The sequence below is a fragment of the Ilumatobacter coccineus YM16-304 genome (genome assembly GCF_000348785.1).
GTDB classification, from domain to species: domain Bacteria; phylum Actinomycetota; class Acidimicrobiia; order Acidimicrobiales; family Ilumatobacteraceae; genus Ilumatobacter_A; species Ilumatobacter_A coccineus.
Map to the genome: position 1 here is coordinate 275822 of NC_020520.1, position 21516 is coordinate 297337.

17 protein-coding genes and 4 tRNA genes are annotated in these 21516 nt (G+C 67.0%); 15 read left to right on the top strand and 6 right to left on the bottom strand.

All coding sequences use genetic code 11. The features are described 5' to 3' along the window. The first annotated feature begins 10 nt into the window (after nt 1–10). Entirely contained in the window at nt 11–970 is a 960-nt protein-coding gene (gene pheA, locus YM304_RS01240; RefSeq protein WP_015439811.1) for a prephenate dehydratase, read from the top strand. Nucleotides 971–1031: 61 nt separating this feature from the next. Next, nucleotides 1032–1922: an SDR family oxidoreductase gene (locus YM304_RS01245; protein ID WP_015439812.1), complete on the top strand. Its 891-nt coding sequence runs from the start codon at nt 1032–1034 to the stop codon at nt 1920–1922. 38 nt (nt 1923–1960) lie between these two features. Here YM304_RS01245 and YM304_RS01250 read toward each other — a convergent pair whose 3' ends face one another. Together YM304_RS01250 and YM304_RS01255 are read right to left on the bottom strand one after the other, a co-directional pair. Beyond that, entirely contained in the window at nt 1961–2830 is an 870-nt protein-coding gene (locus tag YM304_RS01250) for a DUF1206 domain-containing protein (protein WP_015439813.1), read from the bottom strand. A gap of 32 nt (nt 2831–2862) precedes the next feature. Continuing rightward, nucleotides 2863–2950 (bottom strand) — tRNA-Ser (locus tag YM304_RS01255). 87 nt (nt 2951–3037) lie between these two features. Between YM304_RS01255 and YM304_RS01260 the strand changes: the two genes are divergently transcribed. The 6 genes from YM304_RS01260 (at nt 3038) to YM304_RS01285 (ending at nt 8789) form a co-directional block, all read left to right on the top strand. Next, a tRNA-Ser gene (locus YM304_RS01260) sits at nt 3038–3125 on the top strand. A gap of 311 nt (nt 3126–3436) precedes the next feature. Beyond that, a complete protein-coding gene (locus YM304_RS21690; RefSeq protein WP_015439814.1) occupies nt 3437–4948 on the top strand; it encodes a LysM peptidoglycan-binding domain-containing protein in 1512 nt (503 codons plus the stop codon). A gap of 91 nt (nt 4949–5039) precedes the next feature. Then, a tRNA-Arg gene (locus YM304_RS01270) sits at nt 5040–5115 on the top strand. Nucleotides 5116–5242: 127 nt separating this feature from the next. Continuing rightward, nucleotides 5243–6736 (top strand): GGDEF domain-containing protein, encoded by a 1494-nt coding sequence (locus YM304_RS21695; protein WP_083908155.1) that lies wholly within the window; start codon nt 5243–5245, stop codon nt 6734–6736. 92 nt (nt 6737–6828) lie between these two features. Continuing rightward, on the top strand, nt 6829–8013 hold the full coding sequence (locus YM304_RS01280) for a pyridoxal phosphate-dependent aminotransferase (RefSeq protein WP_015439816.1): 1185 nt from the start codon (nt 6829–6831) through the stop codon (nt 8011–8013). Continuing rightward, nucleotides 8010–8789 carry a nitrilase-related carbon-nitrogen hydrolase gene (locus YM304_RS01285; RefSeq protein WP_015439817.1) on the top strand — a complete coding sequence of 260 codons (780 nt, stop codon included), beginning with the start codon at nt 8010–8012 and terminating at the stop codon, nt 8787–8789. The genes YM304_RS01280 and YM304_RS01285 overlap by 4 nt, the downstream gene beginning before the upstream one ends. A 25-nt stretch (nt 8790–8814) precedes the next feature. On the opposite strand, the gene YM304_RS01290 is transcribed toward YM304_RS01285, so the two are convergent. Continuing rightward, a complete protein-coding gene (locus YM304_RS01290) occupies nt 8815–9399 on the bottom strand; it encodes a GNAT family N-acetyltransferase (protein WP_154723256.1) in 585 nt (194 codons plus the stop codon). Nucleotides 9400–9493: 94 nt separating this feature from the next. Here YM304_RS01290 and YM304_RS01295 point away from each other — a divergent pair, with 94 nt between their 5' ends. Continuing rightward, entirely contained in the window at nt 9494–9676 is a 183-nt protein-coding gene (locus YM304_RS01295) for an antitoxin (RefSeq protein WP_154723257.1), read from the top strand. A 36-nt stretch (nt 9677–9712) separates the two neighbouring features. On the opposite strand, the gene YM304_RS01300 is transcribed toward YM304_RS01295, so the two are convergent. After that, entirely contained in the window at nt 9713–10924 is a 1212-nt protein-coding gene (locus YM304_RS01300; RefSeq protein ID WP_154723258.1) for a CaiB/BaiF CoA transferase family protein, read from the bottom strand. Between the two features lie 82 nt (nt 10925–11006). Here YM304_RS01300 and YM304_RS01305 point away from each other — a divergent pair, with 82 nt between their 5' ends. Genes YM304_RS01305 through YM304_RS23575 form a run of 3 tightly spaced genes read left to right on the top strand, consistent with a single transcriptional unit; the run spans nt 11007 to nt 16488 of the window. Then, nucleotides 11007–11546, top strand: a complete 540-nt coding sequence (locus tag YM304_RS01305; protein ID WP_154723259.1) for a PulJ/GspJ family protein — start codon at nt 11007–11009, stop codon at nt 11544–11546. Next, nucleotides 11546–13435 (top strand): prepilin-type N-terminal cleavage/methylation domain-containing protein, encoded by a 1890-nt coding sequence (locus YM304_RS01310; RefSeq protein ID WP_041297886.1) that lies wholly within the window; start codon nt 11546–11548, stop codon nt 13433–13435. The genes YM304_RS01305 and YM304_RS01310 overlap by 1 nt, the downstream gene beginning before the upstream one ends. 59 nt (nt 13436–13494) lie before the next feature. Then, the gene (locus tag YM304_RS23575; protein WP_154723260.1) at nt 13495–16488 is read left to right on the top strand and encodes a PA14 domain-containing protein; all 2994 of its coding nucleotides are present in this window, start codon (nt 13495–13497) and stop codon (nt 16486–16488) included. 146 nt (nt 16489–16634) lie between these two features. Here YM304_RS23575 and YM304_RS01320 read toward each other — a convergent pair whose 3' ends face one another. Then, nucleotides 16635–18500: an ABC transporter ATP-binding protein gene (locus YM304_RS01320; protein WP_197536915.1), complete on the bottom strand. Its 1866-nt coding sequence runs from the start codon at nt 18498–18500 to the stop codon at nt 16635–16637. 43 nt (nt 18501–18543) lie between these two features. On the opposite strand from YM304_RS01320, the gene YM304_RS01325 reads away from it, so the two are divergent. Then, the gene (locus YM304_RS01325; protein ID WP_154723261.1) at nt 18544–20139 is read left to right on the top strand and encodes an alpha/beta fold hydrolase; all 1596 of its coding nucleotides are present in this window, start codon (nt 18544–18546) and stop codon (nt 20137–20139) included. 72 nt (nt 20140–20211) lie between these two features. On the opposite strand, the gene YM304_RS24490 is transcribed toward YM304_RS01325, so the two are convergent. Next, nucleotides 20212–20302: transfer RNA gene (locus tag YM304_RS24490), tRNA-Ser, on the bottom strand. Between the two features lie 177 nt (nt 20303–20479). Between YM304_RS24490 and YM304_RS01330 the strand changes: the two genes are divergently transcribed. Both YM304_RS01330 and YM304_RS01335 read left to right on the top strand, forming a co-directional pair. Beyond that, nucleotides 20480–20956 carry a roadblock/LC7 domain-containing protein gene (locus YM304_RS01330; protein ID WP_015439826.1) on the top strand — a complete coding sequence of 159 codons (477 nt, stop codon included), beginning with the start codon at nt 20480–20482 and terminating at the stop codon, nt 20954–20956. Continuing rightward, nucleotides 20953–21516: a GTP-binding protein gene (locus tag YM304_RS01335; protein ID WP_015439827.1), complete on the top strand. Its 564-nt coding sequence runs from the start codon at nt 20953–20955 to the stop codon at nt 21514–21516. The genes YM304_RS01330 and YM304_RS01335 overlap by 4 nt, the downstream gene beginning before the upstream one ends.

Below are 21516 nucleotides of genomic sequence, written 5' to 3' on the forward strand. Positions count from 1 at the left end.
AGTCCGACCCATGTCGCAGAGCGAGACAGAGCCGAGGCCGACGTCGACGCGGGTCGGGTTCCTCGGCCCGTTCGGCACGTTCACGCAACAGGCCCTGCAGACGCTCGACGATCTGCGCGACGCCGAGCACCAGCCCTACCGGACGGTGCCCGACATCCTCGACGCCGTCGAGGCGGGTGAGGTCGACCTCGGCTTCGTGCCGATCGAGAACTCGATCGAAGGCATGGTCAACTTCACGCAGGACGCGCTGGCGTTCGACTACCACCTCGTGATCCAGCGCGAAGTCGTCATCGACATCGAACACTGTCTCCTCGCGGCCGACGGCACCACGCTCGACGACGTCGTCGAAGTGCGTTCGATCGCCGTCGCCACGGCGCAGTGCCGTCAGTACCTCCGCACGAAGCTCCCCGACGCCGAGATCGTCGCTGCCAACTCGACGGCCGACGCGGCTCGCACGGTGAGCGAACTCGGTGCTCCCGGCGTGGCAGCCCTCGCCCCGCGCGTGGCAGCCGACGTGTACGGGCTGAACATCATCGCCAGCGACATCGCCGACCACGCCGGCAACCAGACCCGTTTCGTGCTCGTCGCCAAGTCGGGCGTGCCGGCGCCGACCGGCCACGATCGCACCGCGGTGGTCGTGTATCAGCGCTCCGACGAGCCGGGCAGCCTCATCTCGATCCTGCAGGAGTTCGCCGCTCGCCGCATCAACCTGTCGAACCTGTTCAGTCGTCCGACGAAGAACGGCGGTCTCGGCGACTACTGCTTCATCATGTACGCCGACGGCCACATCGCCGACGAACTCGTCGCCGACACGCTCCGGTCGCTCCACGCGAAGCAGGGCAAGGTCAAGTTCCTCGGGTCGTACCCGGCGGCGGGCGGTGAGGGGCACAGCGTGCGCGAGCACGCCGACGGGCGTTGGCGAGACGCCGACACGTGGCTCGCCGACCTCCGCGACCAGATCGGCAACTGACCCGCGACTGCGTCGCCACGACACGCGCACACGGTCGAGCGGCGACGGCTACCGTCGGCGCATGGCTGACCCCACCGACACCGCACCCGTCACCGTCGTCACCGGCGCGAACTCCGGCATCGGCCGGGCGACGTCGATCCACCTGGCCTCGGTGGGGCATCGCGTCGTCGGCACGGTACGTGCGCTGGCCAAGGCCGAGAAGCTGCTGGCCGCGGCCGAAGCCGCCGGCGTCACGGTCGAGTTGGTCGAACTCGACATCGCCGACGACGACTCCGTTGCCAACGGCTTCGCCGAGATCCACGCGTTGACCGGACGGGTCGACCACCTCGTCAACAACGCGGGTGTCGGCGGCAACGCCGTGGTCGAGGAGTGCCCGTCGGAGTTGTACCAGGACGTGTTCAACATCAACGTCTGCGGCGTCACCCGCTGCACGCAGGCCGTGCTGCCCGGGATGCGCGAGCGGGGGAGCGGCACGATCGTCAACATCACGTCGGTCGCCGGCCGGATCGCGGCGCTGGCTCAGTCGCCGTACGTCGCGTCGAAGTGGGCCCTCGAAGGTCTCAGCGAAGGTCTGGCGCAGGAGCTCGCGCCGTTTGGGATCCGCGTCGCGATCATCGAACCCGGCGTGACGAAGTCGTCGATCTTCGCGAAGAACATCGACGCTCCGAACTCCACCGGCGCGTACGACACCCACTACCGACGCATGTTCCAGTTCTACGCGGCCGGGATGGCCGGCGCGACCGACCCGATCGAGGTCGGCAAGGTCATCGAGCACGCGATCACGACCGACGCGCCGCAGCTGCGCTACCCGGTCAGCTGGGGTGGCGCCCAGATGGCAGCGATGCACGACCGCATCTCCGACGCCGACTGGCTCGAGCTCGGCACGATCGAGAGCGACGACGACTACATCCGTCGCTTCGACGAGATCTTCGGCATCGACATCACGACCTGATCGCCGGCCGAGCGTCTGACGCTGCGCTGCGCTGTGTCTCAGTCGTCGAGTCGGCGATAGCGCAGGCTCAGCGCGCAGAACGCGGCGTACGCGTACAGGCACGCCGCGCACCCGAACACGACGATCGAGCCGGTCGTCGTGCCGGAGATCTCACGAAGCGAACGGTCGAAGCCACGGGCGTCGTCGGGATCGAATCGAATCGCCGAACGGGCGACGAAGTAGCCGACGAGCACCAACACGATGCCTCGTCCGACCCAGCCGACGAGACCGGCCAGCACGGTCAGTCGTTTGCGTCCGTTGGTGCCGCGCACGGTCGGGTCGACGCCTTGCAGTTCGTCGGCGAACGATCGCCGGAGCCCCTTCTCGATCGAGAAGTAGAGGCCGATCGCGATGGTCACCACGCCGCCGACACCGAGCAGCACGCGGCCGAGGGGCGCTTCGAGGACCGAGCGTGACAGCTCTTCGACCGAGTTGGTGCCACCCGGATCGTCGCCGGTGTAGGCCGCCGACGCCGCGCTCCACGCGAGGACGACATAGAAGATGGCCGAGAACGAGTAGCCGATGCGGTCGCCCCAGTCGCTCAGCTTGTTGCCACGGATCAGGCTGACGCTGAGCACGCGCCACACGATGTAGCAGGCAAGTCCAACCGCCATCACCACGAGGACGATGCGCCCGAGCGGGGCTTCGGCGATGCGTCGGAGCGAACCCTGCGGCGACGCGTCGCCCGAGGGCGGGCGCTGGAAGGCGATCCCCATCGCCGTGAAGCCCATCAACCCGTAGACGACCGCCTTCGCGATCCAACCGAGGCGAGCGATGCGATGGACGACGGGGTTGGCATCGACGAGTTCGTCGATGCGTTGCGTCAGCCGGTCCGGCTCATTCGACGCTTGCTGTTCGGTGTCGCCCATGATCCCCTTCGATGCCGACGATCACGACGACCTGGCGGAACGGGCGGGATTCGAACCCGCGGAACCTTTCGGCTCGTCCGCTTTCAAGGCGGGTGCATTCGTCCACTCTGCCACCGTTCCGTCGGCCACGCTATCGGGCCGAAACGCGTCGAGAGTCCAGCGGGAGCGTGTTGCCGATATGCTCCCCGGCCGAGCCGAGGCTCGATTGGAGAGGTGCCAGAGCGGCCGAATGGGATGCCCTGCTAAGGCATTGACCCTCCGGGGTCCGTGGGTTCAAATCCCACCCTCTCCGCCAACAGATGACCGGTGCGCCCGTTCGGGTGCGCCGGTCATCTTGGTTTTCGCCGTCGACGTGCTCGCTGACGGCGACGGCTGCGACGGGCGCCGGACATCGTTCGTGGACGACGTTCGAGCGCGATCGGCGACCGAGCACCCCAAATTACGTGCGTGTCGCTTGGGTGACAGCTGCGTTGCGGTTTCATTACGAACCGAGTAGACATCTGACATCGATTGATGTCCGAGCCGGATCGGACCTCGTCGGGAGCGACCCCACACGGGTCGTGTTGGGCCACGACGGATCCGCAGTGACGAAACACAGGTGACGACATGAACGAACAGAACGACTTCTGGGGCGACACGCCCGACTGGACCGAATCGACCGAACGTCCGAGCCGCCGACGGCGCGCCGACGTGACTCGACCGACCGAGCGATCGAGCGCACGCCCCGGCACCTTCGGGTCCAAGCTCAAGAACCTCTGGGGCTCGGCGATGGCCACGGGTGCCGATGCCACCCGCGAGCACCGCGTGATCGATGCGACGCAACCTCGCCCCGACCAGGCGGGCATGTTCGACGATCTCGACGACGGTTTCGACGGACTCCACGCCCACGACGATCACGACCCGGCACCGACCACGCAGATCCCGACCGTTGTCGCTGGTGCCGACGCGCCGAGCGGCGAGACGTTCGCTGTCGGACCCACCGGGTGGAGCGGCGACGACTGGTTCGCCGACGACGTCGAGATCGACGAATTCGCTCCCGTCCACGCCGCAGCCGAAGAACGCTCCGAGCGTCGCGCCGGTGGCATCGACCCGTTGCTCACCCGCATCGGCGCGGCCGTCGTCGTCACGACGCTGCTGGTGCCGCTCGCCGTCGGCCTGAATTCCGGAGACGGCCCGAGCGACTTCATCGCCAGCGCCGAGATCGCCAACGCCGAGAACGAGGCGGCGGCAGATGCCCCGGTCATCTCGCTCACCCCCGTCGAGACCGCCGTGCCCGCCGAGGCGCAAGCCGACGTCTACCTCGACCCATCGCAGCTCCCGCCCGCCGTTCCGGTCAACACCGAAGCCGCCACCGACTCGGCCGCGTCGTCGGCATCGACATCCGACGACGCCGACGCCGCTGCGACCGCCACGGCAACCGCCGAGTCGAACGCGACACTCGCCTCCGACGAGATGTCGTCCCCGGCAGCGAGCGTCGACGAAGCATCCGACGAGACCGACGGAGGCATCGCCGCCCCCGTCGATGCGGCCGACACCGCCGATCGCATCGCCGCGATCTGCGCGGTCGACTACACCGTGGTCGAGGGTGACTTCTGGATCCGCCTCGCCGAGGCATCCGGTGTCGAACTGGCCGAGCTGCTCGAAGCGAATGACGCGACCGTGAACACGCCGCTGTACCCCGGCTCCGAGATCTGCCTGCCGGCCGGTGCGACCACCCCCGCTCCGCCGACCACCGTGGCGCCGGCTCCCGAGGCGACGACCACGACGAGCACCACCTCGACCACCACCACCTCGACCAGCACGTCGACGACCACCACGACGACCGTGGCGCCGTCGCCCGCCGGCCCCGAAGACATCAAGCAGATCATCCGTGATGTCTGGCCCGACGAGCTCGAAGAGCGTGCACTCGAGATCGCCTACCGCGAGAGCCGCTACGTCCCGACCGCCAAGAACTTCTGCTGCTACGGACTGTTCCAGATCTACTGGTCGGTGCACCAGGGCTGGCTCGCCGACATCGGCGTCACCGACGACCAGCAGCTGTACGACCCGGAGACCAACGCCCGTGCTGCGTACGCGCTGTACCAGCGCGCCGGCGGTTGGGGCCCCTGGGCGCTCTGACGTCGAAACCGGTCGACGCCCGAACGATTCGACTCCCTGGTTGGAACCGGAGAAACGGGCCTAGACTCCAAACTCGCCAATGGCGAAAGCTGCGCCCGTAGCTCAATGGATAGAGCACTTGACTACGGATCAAGCGGTTGGGAGTTCGACTCTCTCCGGGCGCGCCAGACGGATCCCCCGCACTGCGGGGGATCTTTCCGTTTTCGGCTCCGGTCACGTTCGCCCCGGCGGGACGAGCCGAGATTTCTTTCACAAATCCCTCAAGTTCGAGGGGCGCTGTGCCGATACTGACGTATGAGGATCGTCAGGCTTGCTGCCCTGTTCGGCAGCCTGATGCTGCTCGCAGCGACGACGGTCTCGCTCATCAACCGGCGGGCCGAGAACCGCAGCGACCAGATCGCGCGGGTCGAGTCCGCGGCCGATGTGCTCTCCGTCGCGGTGCGCGCCAACATCGCATCGACGCGTGGTGCCGTCGATCTCGCCGGCATCGCCGCCGCGTCGCTCCCCGAGCAGCGCCCACAACTCGCCACCGAGCTCAGCGCCATCTTCGAGGGCAGTGAGGCGTGCGTCGGGACCGAGGTCGCCGACTGCACGGGAGCCGATCTGTTCTCGATCTCGGCCATGGGTGAACTGGTGACGAAGGCAGCGGCGAGCCCCGATGCCGTGGTCGCCGTCGATGCGGCCACGCAGAGCGTGTTGTTCGTGCACCGTCCGACATCGGCCGGCGACTCGGTCACGGTCGTGCTCCGCGTGCCGGTCGACAACCTCATCCGAGAGAGCACGCAGTCGACGGCGACGGCCGACGGGGTGTCGATCGAACTCACCGCCGGCTCGCGCAACACCACCGACGAACGCTTTCCGGCCGCCATGATCGACGGCGAACGCACGGTCGACACCACGGTCGGCGACGTGTTCATCGATGGGTCGATCTCGATCCGCACGATGATCGACGGTCGCGTCGGTCTCGCGGGCGGCAACCCGACGCTCTACGGAGCGCTGCTCGGCCTCGGGACCGTGCTCCTCGCGCTCGCCGGCTGGACCTTCCTCGCCGAGCGTCGGATGCTCGAAGTCCGCGCCACCACCGACGAGCTCACCGGCCTCGCCAACCGTCGCGAGTTCGAACGGATCGCCGCCGAAGCGGTCGACCTGGCCGACCGACACGGCACCAGCCTCTGTGTCATGGTGGTCGACCTCAACGGCTTCAAGCAGGTCAACGACACCCTCGGTCACCAGTTCGGCGACTTGGTTCTCAAGGCGTGTTCGGAGCGACTCATCGCCGCGGTGCGCGACACCGATGTGGTCGGACGCTGGGGCGGCGACGAGTTCGTCATCCTGCTGCCCGGCCTGCAAGACCGCACCGCCGTTCGCAACAGCGCCGAACGCATCTCTCGAACACTGTCGGAGTCGCCCGTCGTCGGCGACACGATCATGTCGGCCAGCATCGGTGCGGCCATCTTCCCGCGGCACGGCGACAGCTTCGACGGGCTCATGCGGGCCGCCGACGTCGCGATGTACGGCGCGAAGACCACCGGCGTCGGACACCGGATCGCCGACACGATCGCCGCACAGGACGACCTGATCGGCGACGACCTGCCGTCGTCGACGAGCGGTTTCCCCGATCCCGAGCCCGACCCGTTGCCCGAGCCGACCCCGATCGTGGCCACCGACGACTACGAAGGCCCCGACCGTCGACGGTCGCCGGTGCCGCCTCCTCCCGACACCGCCGGCGGCTCGGACGATGCGTTGTCGTCGATGTCGGAACGGTCGAGTCTCGACCGACTCGCCTGAGCCGCGCCGCAGCAGCCCGACTGGTCACACCCGCCCGGCTCAGGGCGTCGAAGCACGCGGTCGCATCAGCGCGCGACTCCTAGAGTGGTCCGGTGCCCGAGAACGTGATGACACACAAGTTGGCCGGCTTCGGGACGACGATCTTCGCCGAGATGTCGGCACTCGCGCTCGAGACCGGTGCGATCAACCTCGGGCAGGGCTTCCCCGACACCGACGGACCGAGCGAGGTGCTCGACGCCGCCATCGCGGCGATCCGCGGCGGCGTCAACCAGTACTCGCCGGGCCTCGGTGACCCCGACCTGCGACGAGCGATCGCCGAGCATCAACAGCGGTGGTACGGCCTCACCGTCGATCCCGAGACCGAGATCGTCGTCACCGCGGGAGCCACCGAAGCGCTCGCCGGCGCGCTGCTCGGCATGCTCGACGCCGGCGACGAGGTCGTGGTCTTCGAGCCGATGTACGACAGCTACCGCGCCGGCATCGCGCTCGCCGGGGCCACCCCCGTGCCCGTCCTGCTCAGCCCGGCCGAGTCGGGCCGCTACGAGTTCGACGCCGACGCCCTCCGAGCCGCCGTCACCGATCGCACCAAGATGATCCTGTTGAACACGCCGCACAACCCGACCGGCAAGGTGTTCGACCGAGACGAACTGCAGATCATCGCCGACCTCGCGATCGAGCGCGACCTGATCGTCGTCACCGACGAGGTCTACGAGCACTTGGTGTTCGACGGTTCGACGCACGTGCCGCTCGCAACGCTTCCCGGCATGTTCGAACGCACGCTCACGATCTCGTCGGGCGGCAAGACCTTCCACACCACCGGTTGGAAGATCGGCTGGATGTCCGGCCCGCCGAACCTCGTCACGGCGGCGAAGACGGCCAAGCAGTTCCTGACCTACGTCAACGGCGCGCCGTTCCAGCCGGCTATGGCGACCGGGCTGCGCCTGCCCGACGATCACTTCGAGCGCCTGCGGCTCGAACTCCAGACCGCCCGTGATCACCTCGTCGACGGTCTCGAACGCGCCGGCTTCGTCACCCATCGCCCCGAGGCGACCTACTTCGTCACGGTCGACATCCGCGCCAACCGTCCCGACGGCGACGGAGCGAACTTCTGTCGCGAACTACCGCACACCGCCGGCGTCGTCGCCGTGCCGAGCGAGGCGTTCTACATCAACGCCGAACACGGTCGTCACCTCGTGCGCTTCGCGTGCTGCAAGCGACTCGACGTCATCGACGCCGCAGCGCAGCAGCTGGCCACCGCATTCGGAGATCGATCATGACCGCCCTGCGCGTCGCCGCGATCCAGCACGACATCGTCTGGCACGACCGCGACGCGAACTTCGGTCGACTCGCGCCGAAGATCGCCGCTGCCGCGGCGGGCGGTGCCCGCCTGGTGCTGCTCACCGAGACGTTCTCGACCGGCTTCTCCTTCGACACACCCGGCATCGGAGAACCCGAAGGCGGCCCGTCGTCACAGTTTCTCGTGTCCCAGGCGGCCGAACACGGTGTGTGGGTCGGTGGGTCGTGCCCCGAGATCCGCCCGGACGCTCCCGACGACGACCAGCGACCGTCGAACACGTTCGTGCTGGCCGGGCCCGACGGAACCTCGCATCGCTATCGCAAGATCCACCCCTTCTCGCACGCCGACGAAGAGCGATACGTCCGCGCGGGAACCGACTTCGTCAGCGTCGAGGTCGAGGGCGTGCGGCTCAGTCTGTTCGTGTGTTACGACCTTCGTTTCGCCGACGAGTTCTGGGCGCTCGCCCGGGGCACCGACGCCTACCTGGTGGTTGCGAACTGGCCGGCGAAACGGCGTCTGCACTGGTCGACGCTGCTCCGCGCGCGTGCGATCGAGAACCAGGCCTACGTGGTCGGCGTGAATCGGGTCGGTACCGGCGGAGCGCTCGACTACACCGGCGACAGCGCGATCATCGACCCGCTGGGCGAGATCCTCGCCAGCGGCGCAGGGGGCGAGACCACGCTGTTCGCCGACATCGACCCGGCACACGTCGCATCGACCCGATCACACTTCCGATTCCTGCAAGACCGGCGCTGACGCGCCGACGCCGCGCTCGCGTAGTTCAGGCCTGAGGAGACACCGCTCGGCGCATGAGGCTGACCTCGATGCCGTGCGAGATCTGTCGCCCGACCTCGACGAAGCCGTGCTTCGCATGGAACGCGAGCGACGGTTCGTTCGGCGGATCGACGTTGACCTCGAGCGTCAACGCCGGAGCCTCCGGATGCTCCTCGCGCATGATGTCGTCGACGGTGTCGTACAGCTGCGATCCGAGCCCCTGGCCGCGAGCGTCGCTGGTGAACGCGACACGGTCGAGGTACATCGAATCGGGATGATGCTGCATGAACCAGCGGTAGTTGACGGAGTCGTAGGTCGAGCCCGGAGCCAACACCAGGCAGAAGCCCACGATCGCCTCGGAGCGCTCGGGGTCGCGTTCGTTCATGCGTTCGACGACGAGCGCGATGGCGGCCTCGTCGACGATGAAGCGGAGGCGGTCGAGGTCGAGGTCACCGACTTCGGGCACGTTCGCCTGGTTCACCTGCAGCACGACGGGCAGGTCGGCGGGGCGCATCGGTCGGGTTCGGGTGGTCCACACGGCTTCGCAACGTATCCGACGGCCACGGGTGCGAGCCGACTGGGATTCAGGCACCGGTTTCGACTATAGGCACTAAGATGGTCCCCGAGCTGGCCAGATGGCCGGGAAAATGATGTCGGGCGCACTGCCCGAAGGAAGTGAGAACCTCATGGGACTGTTCGACAAGCTGAAGAAGACCGCTGGCGGGGCCAAGGACAAGGTCGACGACCTCGTCGAGAAGAACTCCGACAAGATCCCCGACAAGGTCGAGAAGGTCTACGACAAGGTCAGCGACGCGGCCGAGAAGGTCATCCCCGGCGAAGACGCTGCCGGCGACACGCCCGCCAACTGATTCATCGAGCGTGGTGGTGCCGAGCCGGCGCCATGCTCACTCCCAGCCGGTCGATCTGATCTGATCGCCGTCGGCGTCGAGGCGCCGTCCCGCCCAGCGCAACGTGCCCGGCGTGGCTGACAACCGAGCAATCACACTCTGCATCGGGGTGTCATCGAGTCGTTCGATGGCACCCCGATGCGCGTAGTGGGGATCGGCTGCGATGTCGGCCATGTCCATGACCGGTCCGATCGCGGCCTCGGCATCGGTCAGCACATCGATCACCTCGGCCTGTGTTCGCTCGGCGCACCAGTGCGACATCCGCCCTTCGAGCTCGTCGCGATTCGACGATCTGCCTTCGAACGAGGCGAAGCGTGGGTCGTCGTCGACGCCGAGCACACCCATCACCCGCGCCGCCACGGTGTCGCTGCTGGTCGACACCGCGACCCAGCCGCCGTCACTGCACCGGTAGGTACCCCGCGGGACCGTGTAGGGCAGCCCGGAGCCCAGCCGGGGCTGCTGTTCACCGGTCAGGCCGTACAGCGACGCCAACGGTCCCATGATGTGGAACATGGTCTCGAGCAGGTTTGCGTCGACCACCTGCCCCACGCCGGAGTGCAGTGCCACCATCGTGGCGAACGCCGCAGCCAGGCCCGTGACCTCGTCGGTCAGGGCGATCGGAGGGAGCAACGGCGGACCGTCGGCCTCGCCGTTGAGTGCGGCGAGGCCCGACATCGCTTCGGCGATGGTCGCGAAGCCCGGTCGCTGCGCATACGGCCCGGTCTGCCCGAAACCCGAGACCCGCGTGATCACCAGGTCGCTGTTGACCTGATGGAGTTCGTCGGGGCCCAGTCCGAGACGTTCCAGCGTGCCGGGGCGAGAGTTCTCGACGAGCACGTCGGCATCGGCCACGAGCGAGAGCAGCGTCGCGCGATCGTCGTCGTCCTTGATGTCGAGCACGACGGTGCGCTTGTTGCGATTGACGAGCTTCCACCAGAGCCCTTCGCCGTCGCGCGGGTCGCGCCACGCCATGTTGCGGAGGCTGTCACCCGCCGGCCGCTCGATCTTGATGACGTCGGCACCGAAGTCGGCGAGGTAGCGAGCACAGTTCGGGCCGGCCAGCACCGTCGACATGTCGAGGACCCGAACGTCGCTCAGCGGTCCGGCATGTCGCGGTCGTGTCATGCCGAGATCTTCCCAATTCTGGGTTCGATCAAACGAATGTTCAGAAAATTCCGTTTCTCTCAAGAACCTTGATTCCGGGCTCACATGGGCCTGACACGGTACAACACCGCGTCAATTGGGGCTGTCGCGGTTCAAGCGGGTGATCGAAGCCGCCGAAGAACGATGCATGTCATCATCTCTCGTGCCTGCGGACACCGCCGGCAACACGACGTCACGGGCCGACGGGGGTTTCACCCTGCCCGAGGTCGTCGTCGCGATCGCCCTCACCGGCACCCTCGTGCTGTCGATCCTCACCGCAGCCTGGACGCTCATCCGGACGTCGACGATCAGCGACAACCAGGCTGACGTTGAAGCGGTGCTCGGCGCCGCCGCCGACGAACTCACCCTCCTCGGTTGGCAGAGCTGCCCCCTCGAGACGGGCGACTACGAGCAGCGAGTCCGCGAAGCCGCCGGACGCGTCCAGTGGGACGAGAGCGCGGTGACCGTCTCCGGCATCGAGTACTGGGACCTGAACACCGCCAGTTGGTCGTCGACCAACCCCTTCATCGACCAGACGACGCTCGAGTGTCGCTTCGTTCCGACGACCGCTGCTGCGTCCCGCATGCAGCGCGTCACCATCTCCGCGACGAGCCCGGGCGGGACCCAGTCCCGACAGCTCCAAGTCGTCGTCGCCGAAATTCGATTCCTCGACCAGCAGGAAGTGTGATGAGCATCTTCACCCGTTTCAAGAAGTCCCCCATGGCCGACGCTCCGAGCGTCGACCGTGATCGTCGCAGCGACAAGGGATTCACCCTCCCCGAGATGCTCGTGGCGATGATGGTGTCGGGCCTGCTCGTCACCTCGCTCGCCATGGCGTTCTCCGTCGTCGTGCGCAGCCAGGGCGGATCGCAGCAGCGCATCGCCGAGTCGAAGGACATCACGTTCGTCCAGACCTGGCTTCCCGCCGACCTGAGCTCGGCCACCCAGACCTGGCTCGAGCCCGAACTCGGCTTCCCCTTCAACGCGGAACTCCCGGGCGTCAACGTCCTCACGATGGCACGCCCCGATCTCGACAACGACAGCGAGTACCTCATCATGTACCGCTACGAAGACCTCGGCAACGAGGGCTGGGCGCTCGTTCGCTACCGCATCGACAACCCGGGTTGCCCGACGTCGAACCCGGTCGTCGGCAGCTGCAGCAACGGCAACGAAGTGGTGAAGCGCATCGGCGTCGCCTACGAACTCGTGCCGCCGCCCGCCGAGTGGGACGGCACGACGTCACCGACGTTCGCCATCGAGGTCACCCGCCGCAACGGTGGTGGCAACGGATACGGATCCGGTACCGACAGCCGCCCGGTCGGCGAAGACGTCGCCGTCCACTTCGTGAGTGGCAGCGTCTACCTCGCCGGTGGCTCGGGCCTCTCGGCCGGCCAGAGCATCGACCCGAACCCGCAGGTCATTCCCGACCCGGTCGCCCCGCCGAGCCGTTGCGGCCGCCGCATCCTGCTCGTGGTCGACATGTCGGGCTCGATCGGCGACTACCCCGACCTGCGCGACGACGTGATCGACGCCACCGGGAGCTTCGTCACCGGCTTCCAGGGAACGCCCGGTGAACTCAGCGTCATCGGTTTCGACGAGTGGATCGAACCGCTGTCGGGCCCGATCGGTGAGTACTACGACACGCTGAACGACTCCGACGGCAAGATGGCCTACCTCCTCAACACCGTGCTCCCGGGCATGGATGGCGTGAGCGGTTCGACACCGTTCGCCTTCCGTCCGCACGCCGGTGGTACCAACTGGGAAGTCGCCATCCAGGCGGCGTACGCCACCCCGACCGACTGGGAAGAGATCGACGGTTACGGCAAGGGCGACGACCTCAACAAGGATCGCAGCGACCTCGAGTACCTCGACTACATCCCCGACCTCGTCGTGTTCATCACCGACGGCGACCCGACCTTCCGACAGGACAGCAAGGGCAACTACTACCGCGACGACAACGGCGGCGACACCAACGCCGCCCGTACTGCGACCGCAGCGAACCTCGCTCGTCAGTTCGGCGTGACCGACCTGATCGGCGTGTACGTGAGCAACTCCAGCTCCAACGCCTCGGTGCAGCGTCTCGCCAGCGTCGTGGGCGGCACCGCCTGGAACAAGCAGTTCCCGGGCAACGCCGATGTCGCCGACTACTTCGCCGGCAGCTTCGCCCAGCTCGGTGGCATCGTCCAGTCGATCACCGCTCGCGAATGCGGCGGCGCACTCACCCTGCAGAAGCGGTTCAGCGACGGCACCAACCCGTCCGACACCGGCGTCTGGGACTTCCAGAGCGAGCAGGGCAGCAAGATCCTCGACTACGGCAGCGACTCGTCGGTGACCTTCCAGCACCAGTTCCAGAGCGGTCAGAGCTCGAAGGACTTCTGGATCGAGGAACAGCCTCGTGACGGCTGGGTCGTCGGTGACGCTTCGTGCGAAGAGGCCGGGCAGCCGCTGTCGGCCGCCGAAACAGCCTCCCGCATCAGCCGGGTCGACCCCGGCAACGGCGACCCCGTCCGCTTCACCTTCGAGCTCCTGCCCGACCAGGCGTTGTCCTGCATCATCGAATCGCACCCCGAGTCATGACGCTCTCGACACGACAACTCCGACACATGAACAAGCCGAATCGACCCATGGGATCCGACATGAGAAACAACTCCACAGCGACGAAGCAGGAGGCTGATCGCGACCGCGGTGCGGTGCTCGCGTTCGTCCTGATCTTCTTCGTGTTCGCCGGGCTGACCGTCGTTGCGACGCTCACGTTCGCACAGACGCTGATGCAGAACCGTCCGCCGATCAACGAACGCAACGCTCGCGTCGAAGCCGTTCGCTCGGCGATGCGCATGGCGATCCAGTTCCAGCGTGACCACGGCGTCGGCGACTGCTTCCAGAACAGCCAGACGTTCACGTTCAACGCGGGTACGCCCGAGGAGGTCGACGCTCAGGTCGACTGCACCATCGGCCCGGTCGAAGACCTCGACAACAACTACTTCCGTGAAGGCGGCGATGCCTTCGCCCTCATCACGACGCTGTCCGATGGCTCGTTCGCACCCGTCACGGGTTCGGCGCTGGGCATCGCGTCGCCGAACAAGCTGATCTCGGGCAACGCGTTCTACGCAGGTGGCGACGTCACGCCGCCGCTGCTCTCGACCCGCAGCGGTATCGACGTGCTCGTGGGCGACCAGACCGGCGGCACCCCGAGCCAGATCCTCACGACGCGCCTCGACGGTGCTCGCTATGGCGGGCTGCTGACCGACGTCACGTGTGACGACCCGGTCGTCAGCCTCTACTTCCCGTCCTCCGGCACCGCTCCCGACGGCTCCAACCAGTCGAACACATTCCAGTGCACCGACCTGGAGTGGACCGACCGAGCCGGCACCCGTGTCGCACCGGCGACGACGTGGTCGTACCCGAACCTGCCGGGCATCCCGGTCAACTCGCGGCCCGCCTTCCTGCCCCGCTCCTTCGGCTTCGACGAAGACAACGGGACGCCGGGCGCTCGCCCCGAGTGTCGCGTGATCTTCCCGGGCCGCTACGACGACCCGTTGGTCTTCGACGGCAGCCTGCACCCCAACGGGGTCACCTACTACCTCCCGTCGGGCGTGTACTACCTGACCGAGCCGATGACCGTCATCAACGGCGCTCGCGTCGTCGCCGGCCAGGGCCGCTCGGCAGGTTGCGAAGTCGACTCGACCGTGCTCCTCGACTCCCGCACCGTCGACCTCGAGGCGACCAGCATCACCGGTCGCGGCGCGACCTTCATCCTCGACGACGATGCTCGCATCACGGTCGAGGAGGGTCAGCTCATGATCAACCGTCGCATCTCGACTCCGTCGACCCGCGGCAGCGAGGGCATCGCCGTGCGGACCGTGCAGACGTCGGAGATCGACGAACCGAACCTCTCGGTGCCGGAAGACGACGTCGTCACCGGCGTCGACAGCAACGGCGATCGCATCCTCGCTCCGGCGAACTCCTACTCGATCGGTGACCCGCTCACCGCCGCCACGCTCACCTACTCCGGCATCGACGTCGATCCCGACGGCGACGACGCCATCGTGTCGGCCGACTTCCGAGATGGCGGATCGAACGGTGCCGCCAACGGCACCAACGCACTCATCATCGACGGAAGCGTGTTCACGCCGCAGGGCAAGTTCGTTGTCCGGGCGAACAACAGCGACTACCGCATGAAGATCGATGGCGGCGTCGTTGCGACTCGCGCCGAACTCGACGTGACGACCATGCCGAGCAACCCGAGCAACTGGTACCTCGGCGTCGATGCGTCGCCGCTCCTGCGTCGTGTGCAGCTCGAAGCCACAGCGGTCATCGGCGGCCGCACGGCCCGCTCGGTCGCCATCTTCCAGGTGAACTCGGTCGGCAACTACGCGATCAACTCGTGGATCGTCGACCCCAACGGCTCGACCGGCGGCTGGGGCGGCGGCAGCTCGACTGGTGGAACGACCGACGGTGGGACCACGGATGGTGGAACGACTGATGGTGGGACCACGGATGGTGGGACCACGGATGGTGGGACCACGGATGGTGGAACGACCGACGGTGGAACGACTGATGGTGGAACGACTGATGGTGGGACCACGGATGGTGGGACCACTGATGGTGGAACGACTGATGGTGGGACCACGGATGGTGGAACGACTGATGGTGGAACGACTGATGGTGGGACCACTGATGGTGGAACGACTGATGGTGGAACGACCGACGGTGGGACCACTGATGGTGGAACGACTGATGGTGGGACCACTGATGGTGGAACGACCGACGGTGGAACGACCGACGGTGGTACCACCGACGCACCTCCGTGCACCGATCCGACCAAGTGGGCCGTGTCGTTCTTCGACAACACGACGCTCAGCGGCAAGGTCGAGGCAGCGAAGTGCGAAGACAACGTGTCGGAGCCATGGGCAGCCGGCAGCCCCGCACCCGGTATCGACGACGACTACTTCTCGGCTCGCTACACCAAGACGGTCGACTTCCCCGACGCCGGCGTGCACACCTTCACCATCGGCGCCGACGACGGCGTGCGGATGTACATCGACGGCTCGCTCGTCTACAACCGCTGGGTCGACAAGTCGTTCAGCACCGAAACGGTCGACGTCAACCTGACCGCCGGCAGCCACGACATCCGCATCGAGTACTACGAACAGACTGGCTACGCCCAGCTGGAGATGAGCTGGGAATTCACCGGCCCGCCCCCGTGCCCGGCCGACGACCCGAGCTGGTACGCCGAGTACTACAACGGCACCTCGCTCAAGAACAACAAGTTCGAGTTCGCCACGTACGAGACCGAAGGACCGAACTGGAACTGGTACACCGGTGAGCCGTACCCGACGTACTCGCACAACCTGGGCAACGACACCTTCTCGGTGCGCTGGACTCGTCTGTACAACTTCCCCGAGGCTGGCACCTACCGGTTCACGGTCGGCAGTGACGACGGCATCCGGCTCTACGTCAACGGCACCCGCGAGATCAACAACTGGAACGTCCAGAGCTACAACGGCAGCCTTCGCACCGCCGACGTGGTGATCGAAGACCGGTGCCAGGTGCTCATCGAAGTGCGCTACTACGAGAAGAACGGTGGCGCTCAGGTGAGCTACGAGTGGGAGCGGATCGGCGACGTCTGATTCGTCACGGACCGCTACACGCATCAGCGTTGCACGTGATCGGCGGGGGCCTCCCCGCCGATCACGGCGTTTTCAGCTCGGGTCCGAGCCGAGAGCGTGCTCCAAGGTTGCGGACGGAGCAACCGATGCGGTGAGCAGCGCGTCGATCAGGTCGGAGCGACGAGCTCGCCGGCTGCGAGCTGGTGGGCGTAGCGCCCGTTTGCCGCGACCAACTCGTCGTGAGTGCCGAGTTCGGCGACGCGTCCGCCTTCGATGAACGCGATGCGGTCGGCCGAACGGATCGTCGAGAGGCGATGGGCGATGACGATCGCCGTCCGACCCTCGAGGGCGTGTTCGAGCGCCTCTTGGATGTGCGCCTCGTTGTCGTTGTCGAGATGACTCGTCGCTTCGTCGAGGATCATGATCGCCGGGTCCTTCAACAACAGCCGGGCGATCGCCAAGCGTTGCTTCTCGCCGCCCGACAGGCGGTACCCGCGCTCGCCGACGACGGTGTCGTAGCCGTCGGGTAGCGCCGCGATCGTGTCGTGGATACGTGCCGCGCTGGCCGCTGCGACGAGTTGCTCGTCGCTGGCGTCGGGGTCGGCATAGCGAAGGTTGTCGCCGATGGTCTCGTGGAAGAGATGGGGATCCTGCGACACCACACCGATCGAGGTGCGCAACGTGTCGAGCGTGAGATCGCGAACGTCGTGACCGTCGATGCGAACCGCCCCGCTGCTCACGTCGTAGAGACGTGGCACGAGTGAGATCGTCGTCGACTTGCCGGCCCCCGATGCACCGACCAACGCCACCGTCTCGCCAGCGGCGACCGACAGGTCGAAACCGTGGAGCACGTCGACGTCGGGATCGGTGTCACCGCCCAGTCCGGCGTTCTGCTCCATCGACGCGATCGCCGAAGCGCTCGCCGGGGGATAGCGGAAGACGACGTCGTCGAACTCGATCGTGCCGACGGGATCGACGAGATCGATCGCCCCGGGCTTCTCCTGGATGGCTTCGGGCGCATCGAGCACCTCGAAGACCCGTTCGAAGCTGACCATCGACGTCATCAGGTCGACGCGGGCGTTCGTGAGGCCGGTGAGCGGCTGGTACACGCGAGTCACGAGGGCGGCGAGCGCCACCAGCGTGCCCGACGAGATGTCGCCGTCGACCACCATGAGCGCACCAACGCCGTAGATGGCCGCGGTGCCGATGGCGCCGACGAGTCCGAGCGCCACGAAGAACACCCGGCCGTACATCGCTGCCCTGATGCCAGTGTCGCGCACGCCGGCCGCACGCGAGTCGAACGACGTGCGCTCCCGCGTTCCCGAGCCGAACAGCTTGACGAGGGTCGCGCCCGACACGTTGAAGCGTTCGGTCATCTGCGTGTTCATCGCGGCGTTGTAGCCCATCTGCTCGCGCGAGATGCCCTGCAGCCGCTTGCCGACCCGCCGCGCCGGCACGATGAACAACGGCAGCACGACGAGGGTGAGCAAGGTCAGGCGCCACTCGAGCGCGAACATCGCCGTGAGCGTCGTGCCCAGCACGATGACGTTGCTCACCACGCTGCCGAGCGTGCTCGTGACCGCCGTCTGCGCGCCGACCACGTCGGTGTTGAGGCGCGAGGTGATCGAGCCGGTCGGTGTGCGGGTGAAGAAGGCGATCGGCATGCGCTGCACCTTGGCGAACAACGCGCTCCGGAGGTCGTAGATCAGCCCCTCGCCGACCTGCGCCGAACACCAACGCTGCACGATGGCGAGACCGGCGTCGGAGAGCGCGGCGACCACGGCGATCGCTGCGAGCCAGATGATCCGATCACGGTCCTCGTTCGGAATCGCGTTGTCGAGGATCTCGCGCACCACGAACGGCGGAACGAGCGCGAGGAGCGCGGCCAGGAGGATGGCGAGCAGGAACACGATGATCGTCGTCCGGTACGGGCGAGCGAACTTCCACACGCGTCGCAGCGTTCCGTCGGCGAGCTCGACGCCTCGAACCGAATCGGAATCACCCGGCATCATGTGGTGAGGGGACATGCGCATGACGCCACGCTACGGCGCTGCCGTCGCCGTACGCTGAGACGCCATGCGAGTCGGACCACGAGTGCGTTGCCTGCTGTTGACCGGTCTGGTCGTCGCTGCGGCCTGCTCGGGCGCTGACGATGCCGACCCGCTCCCGCCGCCGCCGGTCACCCGTTCGACCATTCCGCCGCGAGTGTCGCTGCCCGATCCGAGCGAGCTCGTCGCTCCGGTCACCGATCCGGCCGACGGCTCCGCCGACGCGACCGACGCCGAGTCCGCGACCCCGCTCGACTACTCGATCGTCTGGGAAGACCGAGGCAACGGCGTCGAAGCCGGGTTCGTCACCGTGCCGCTCGACTACAGCGACCCACAGGGCGACACGCTCGACCTGCGCGTGGTGCGGCACCGAGCGCCGGCCGACGATCGCGTCGGCGTGTTGTTCGCGAACAACGGCGGCCCCGGTCTCCCGGCGAGTTCGATGGCGGCAACGGTTCGAGGCTGGTTCGGAGAGCCGCTCATCGAGCGTTTCGACATCGTCACCTGGGACCCGCGCGGGACCGGGGAGAGCGGCGCCTCGGTCGACTGCATCGACGGGTCCGAGTACGACCGGTACTTCGGATCGAGCGACGTCACCCCCGAAGACGACGCCGAGCGTGACGAGCTCATCGAGCTCTCGCGAGACTTCGCCGAGGCGTGCATCGACGCGGTGGGCGACTCGCTGGCGCACCTCGGCACCAACAACTCGGCCCGTGACATGGACGCGATCCGCCAGGCGCTGGGAGAAGACCAGGCGTCGTACCTCGGTTTCAGCTACGGCAGTGAGCTCGGAGCGGTGTGGGCCACCCTCTTCCCCGACACGGTGCGCGCCGCCGTGCTCGACGGCGCCGCCCACCCCGACGCCGACGGGCTCGAGCCCACCCGGCAGCAGCGCATCGGATTCGAGACCGTCCTGAACACGTTTCTGGCCGAGTGCAGCGCCAACGAATCCTGCGCATTCCACAACGACGGCGACGCCGAAGGAGCGTTCGACGCGCTGCTCGAGTCGCTCGACGAGTCACCGATCCCCAGCGCGGAGGGTCGCCCAGACGTCAACCTCGAGATCGCCATCAACGGGGTGATCCAGGCGATGTACACCGAAGGTCGTTGGTCGGCACTCGAACGAGCACTCGACGACGCCGCCAACGGAATCGGAGGTGGTCTGCTCGCCCTGCACGACGGCTACTTCCAGCGCGACAGCCAGACCGGCACCTACTCCAACCTGCTGGAGTCGTTCCAGGCGATCACGTGCGCCGACGACCCCGACCGGCTCACGCCCGACGAATCCGACGCCGAAGCAGCGCCGCTCATCGGCGTGGCCCCTCGCCTGTTCCCCTACACGACAGCGTCGTACACGTGCGACTTCTTCCCCGCGTCGGCCGATCCCCGAGCCGAGATCACCGGAGATCGCGCCGGACCGGTCGTCGTGATCGGCACCACCGGCGACCCGAGCACTCCGCTCGAGAGCAGCCAGGCCATGGCCGATGCGCTCGAAGACGGTCACCTGGTCACCGTCGAAGCCAACCGCCACACCGCCTACCGGACCGGCGACTGCATCAACGACATCGTGCACCAGTACCTCATCTGGCTCGAAGTCCCCGCGCCAGACACCCGCTGCACCTGACCGACGCAGGCCGGTGAGCGGCCGAAAAACGGCAACGACCGGCTGCTCGATGACGAACAACCGGTCGTTGGATGGCGGAAGGCGTGGGATTCGAACCCACGGAGGCCCAGAAGACCTCAACAGTTTTCGAGACTGTCCCATTCGTCCGCTCTGGCAGCCTTCCGTTGTCCACGATATCCACGATCGCGGGATTTTGGTCCGCGTCTTCGGCATCACCCGTCGAAGCATCCGATGGATGGAACTCTGGCGGAGTTCGTGACAGAGTTGTCATTCAAGAAGTGTCGGCTGGCAACCGATGTACAGATGTATGAAACTGGTCGAAAGCCCACGACCCCACGTCATGAACGACCGCGCCCCCGCCTCCTCGATCGAGCCGCAGGGTTCCCTCGCGCCGCCACCCGCCTCCAGCGGTTTCGCGCCCCCTCCGCCGCCGACGGCCAGCTACACCCCCCGTCGCCTGCCCACCACCGCCGCAGAAGTGCTCGACGAGATGACCGAAGTCATCCCCGGCGCCCGCGGTGCACTGCTTGCATCCGTCGACGGATTCGCCCTCGCGCGGTCCGACAGCATGCCGAACGAAGCCGCTCACGCAGCGATGATCTCGGCCGCGGTCGGTCTCGCCCATCAGTTGGTGAGCATGGGCAACGGCACTGAACTCCGTCAGCTGGTCGTCGATCACGACGAAGGTCTGCTCCTGCTCTGGCCGGTGGGCACCGACCGAGTCCTCGCGATGCTGACCGTGTCGTCGGTCGATCAGTCACGGCTCCGCGGGTTCGTCCGGGCCCGCGCCCGCCTCCTCGCCGAGGACCTGCGATGAGCGGCCACACCTTCAAGATCCTCGTCACCGGGCCGTACGCGGCCGGTAAGACCTCGCTGATCCAGTCGGTGTCGCAGACGCCGGTGGTCACCACCGACGTCGTCACGAGCGGCGAAGAGGCCGAGGTGAAGTCGCACACGACCGTCGCGATGGACTTCGGGACCTACTCGCTCGACGACGAAGAAGTTCGGCTGTTGCTGTTCGGGACGCCCGGGCAGCCGCGGTTCCGCTTCATGACCAACATCCTCAAAGGCGATGTCGACATCGTCACCTTCGTGATCGACGCCGAGGCTCGCGGCACGCACCCGGCGGCCGGCGTCGAACTGCGCTCGTTGCTCGCCGATCTGCGCGTTCCGGCTGTCATCGCCGTCAACCGGTGCGACGATCAAGCGGTCGCCGACCGAATTGCGCGGTCACTCGGTGCCAAAGGCACCGAAGCGGTCGTACCCTGTCAGTTGGTGGATGCCGACTCCGGCCGCGAGGTCGTCGTCGAGATCCTGCTCACCCTGCTGAACGCAATGGAGAACAACGAAGTCCCGGTCACGGCGGAGGTGGCCTGA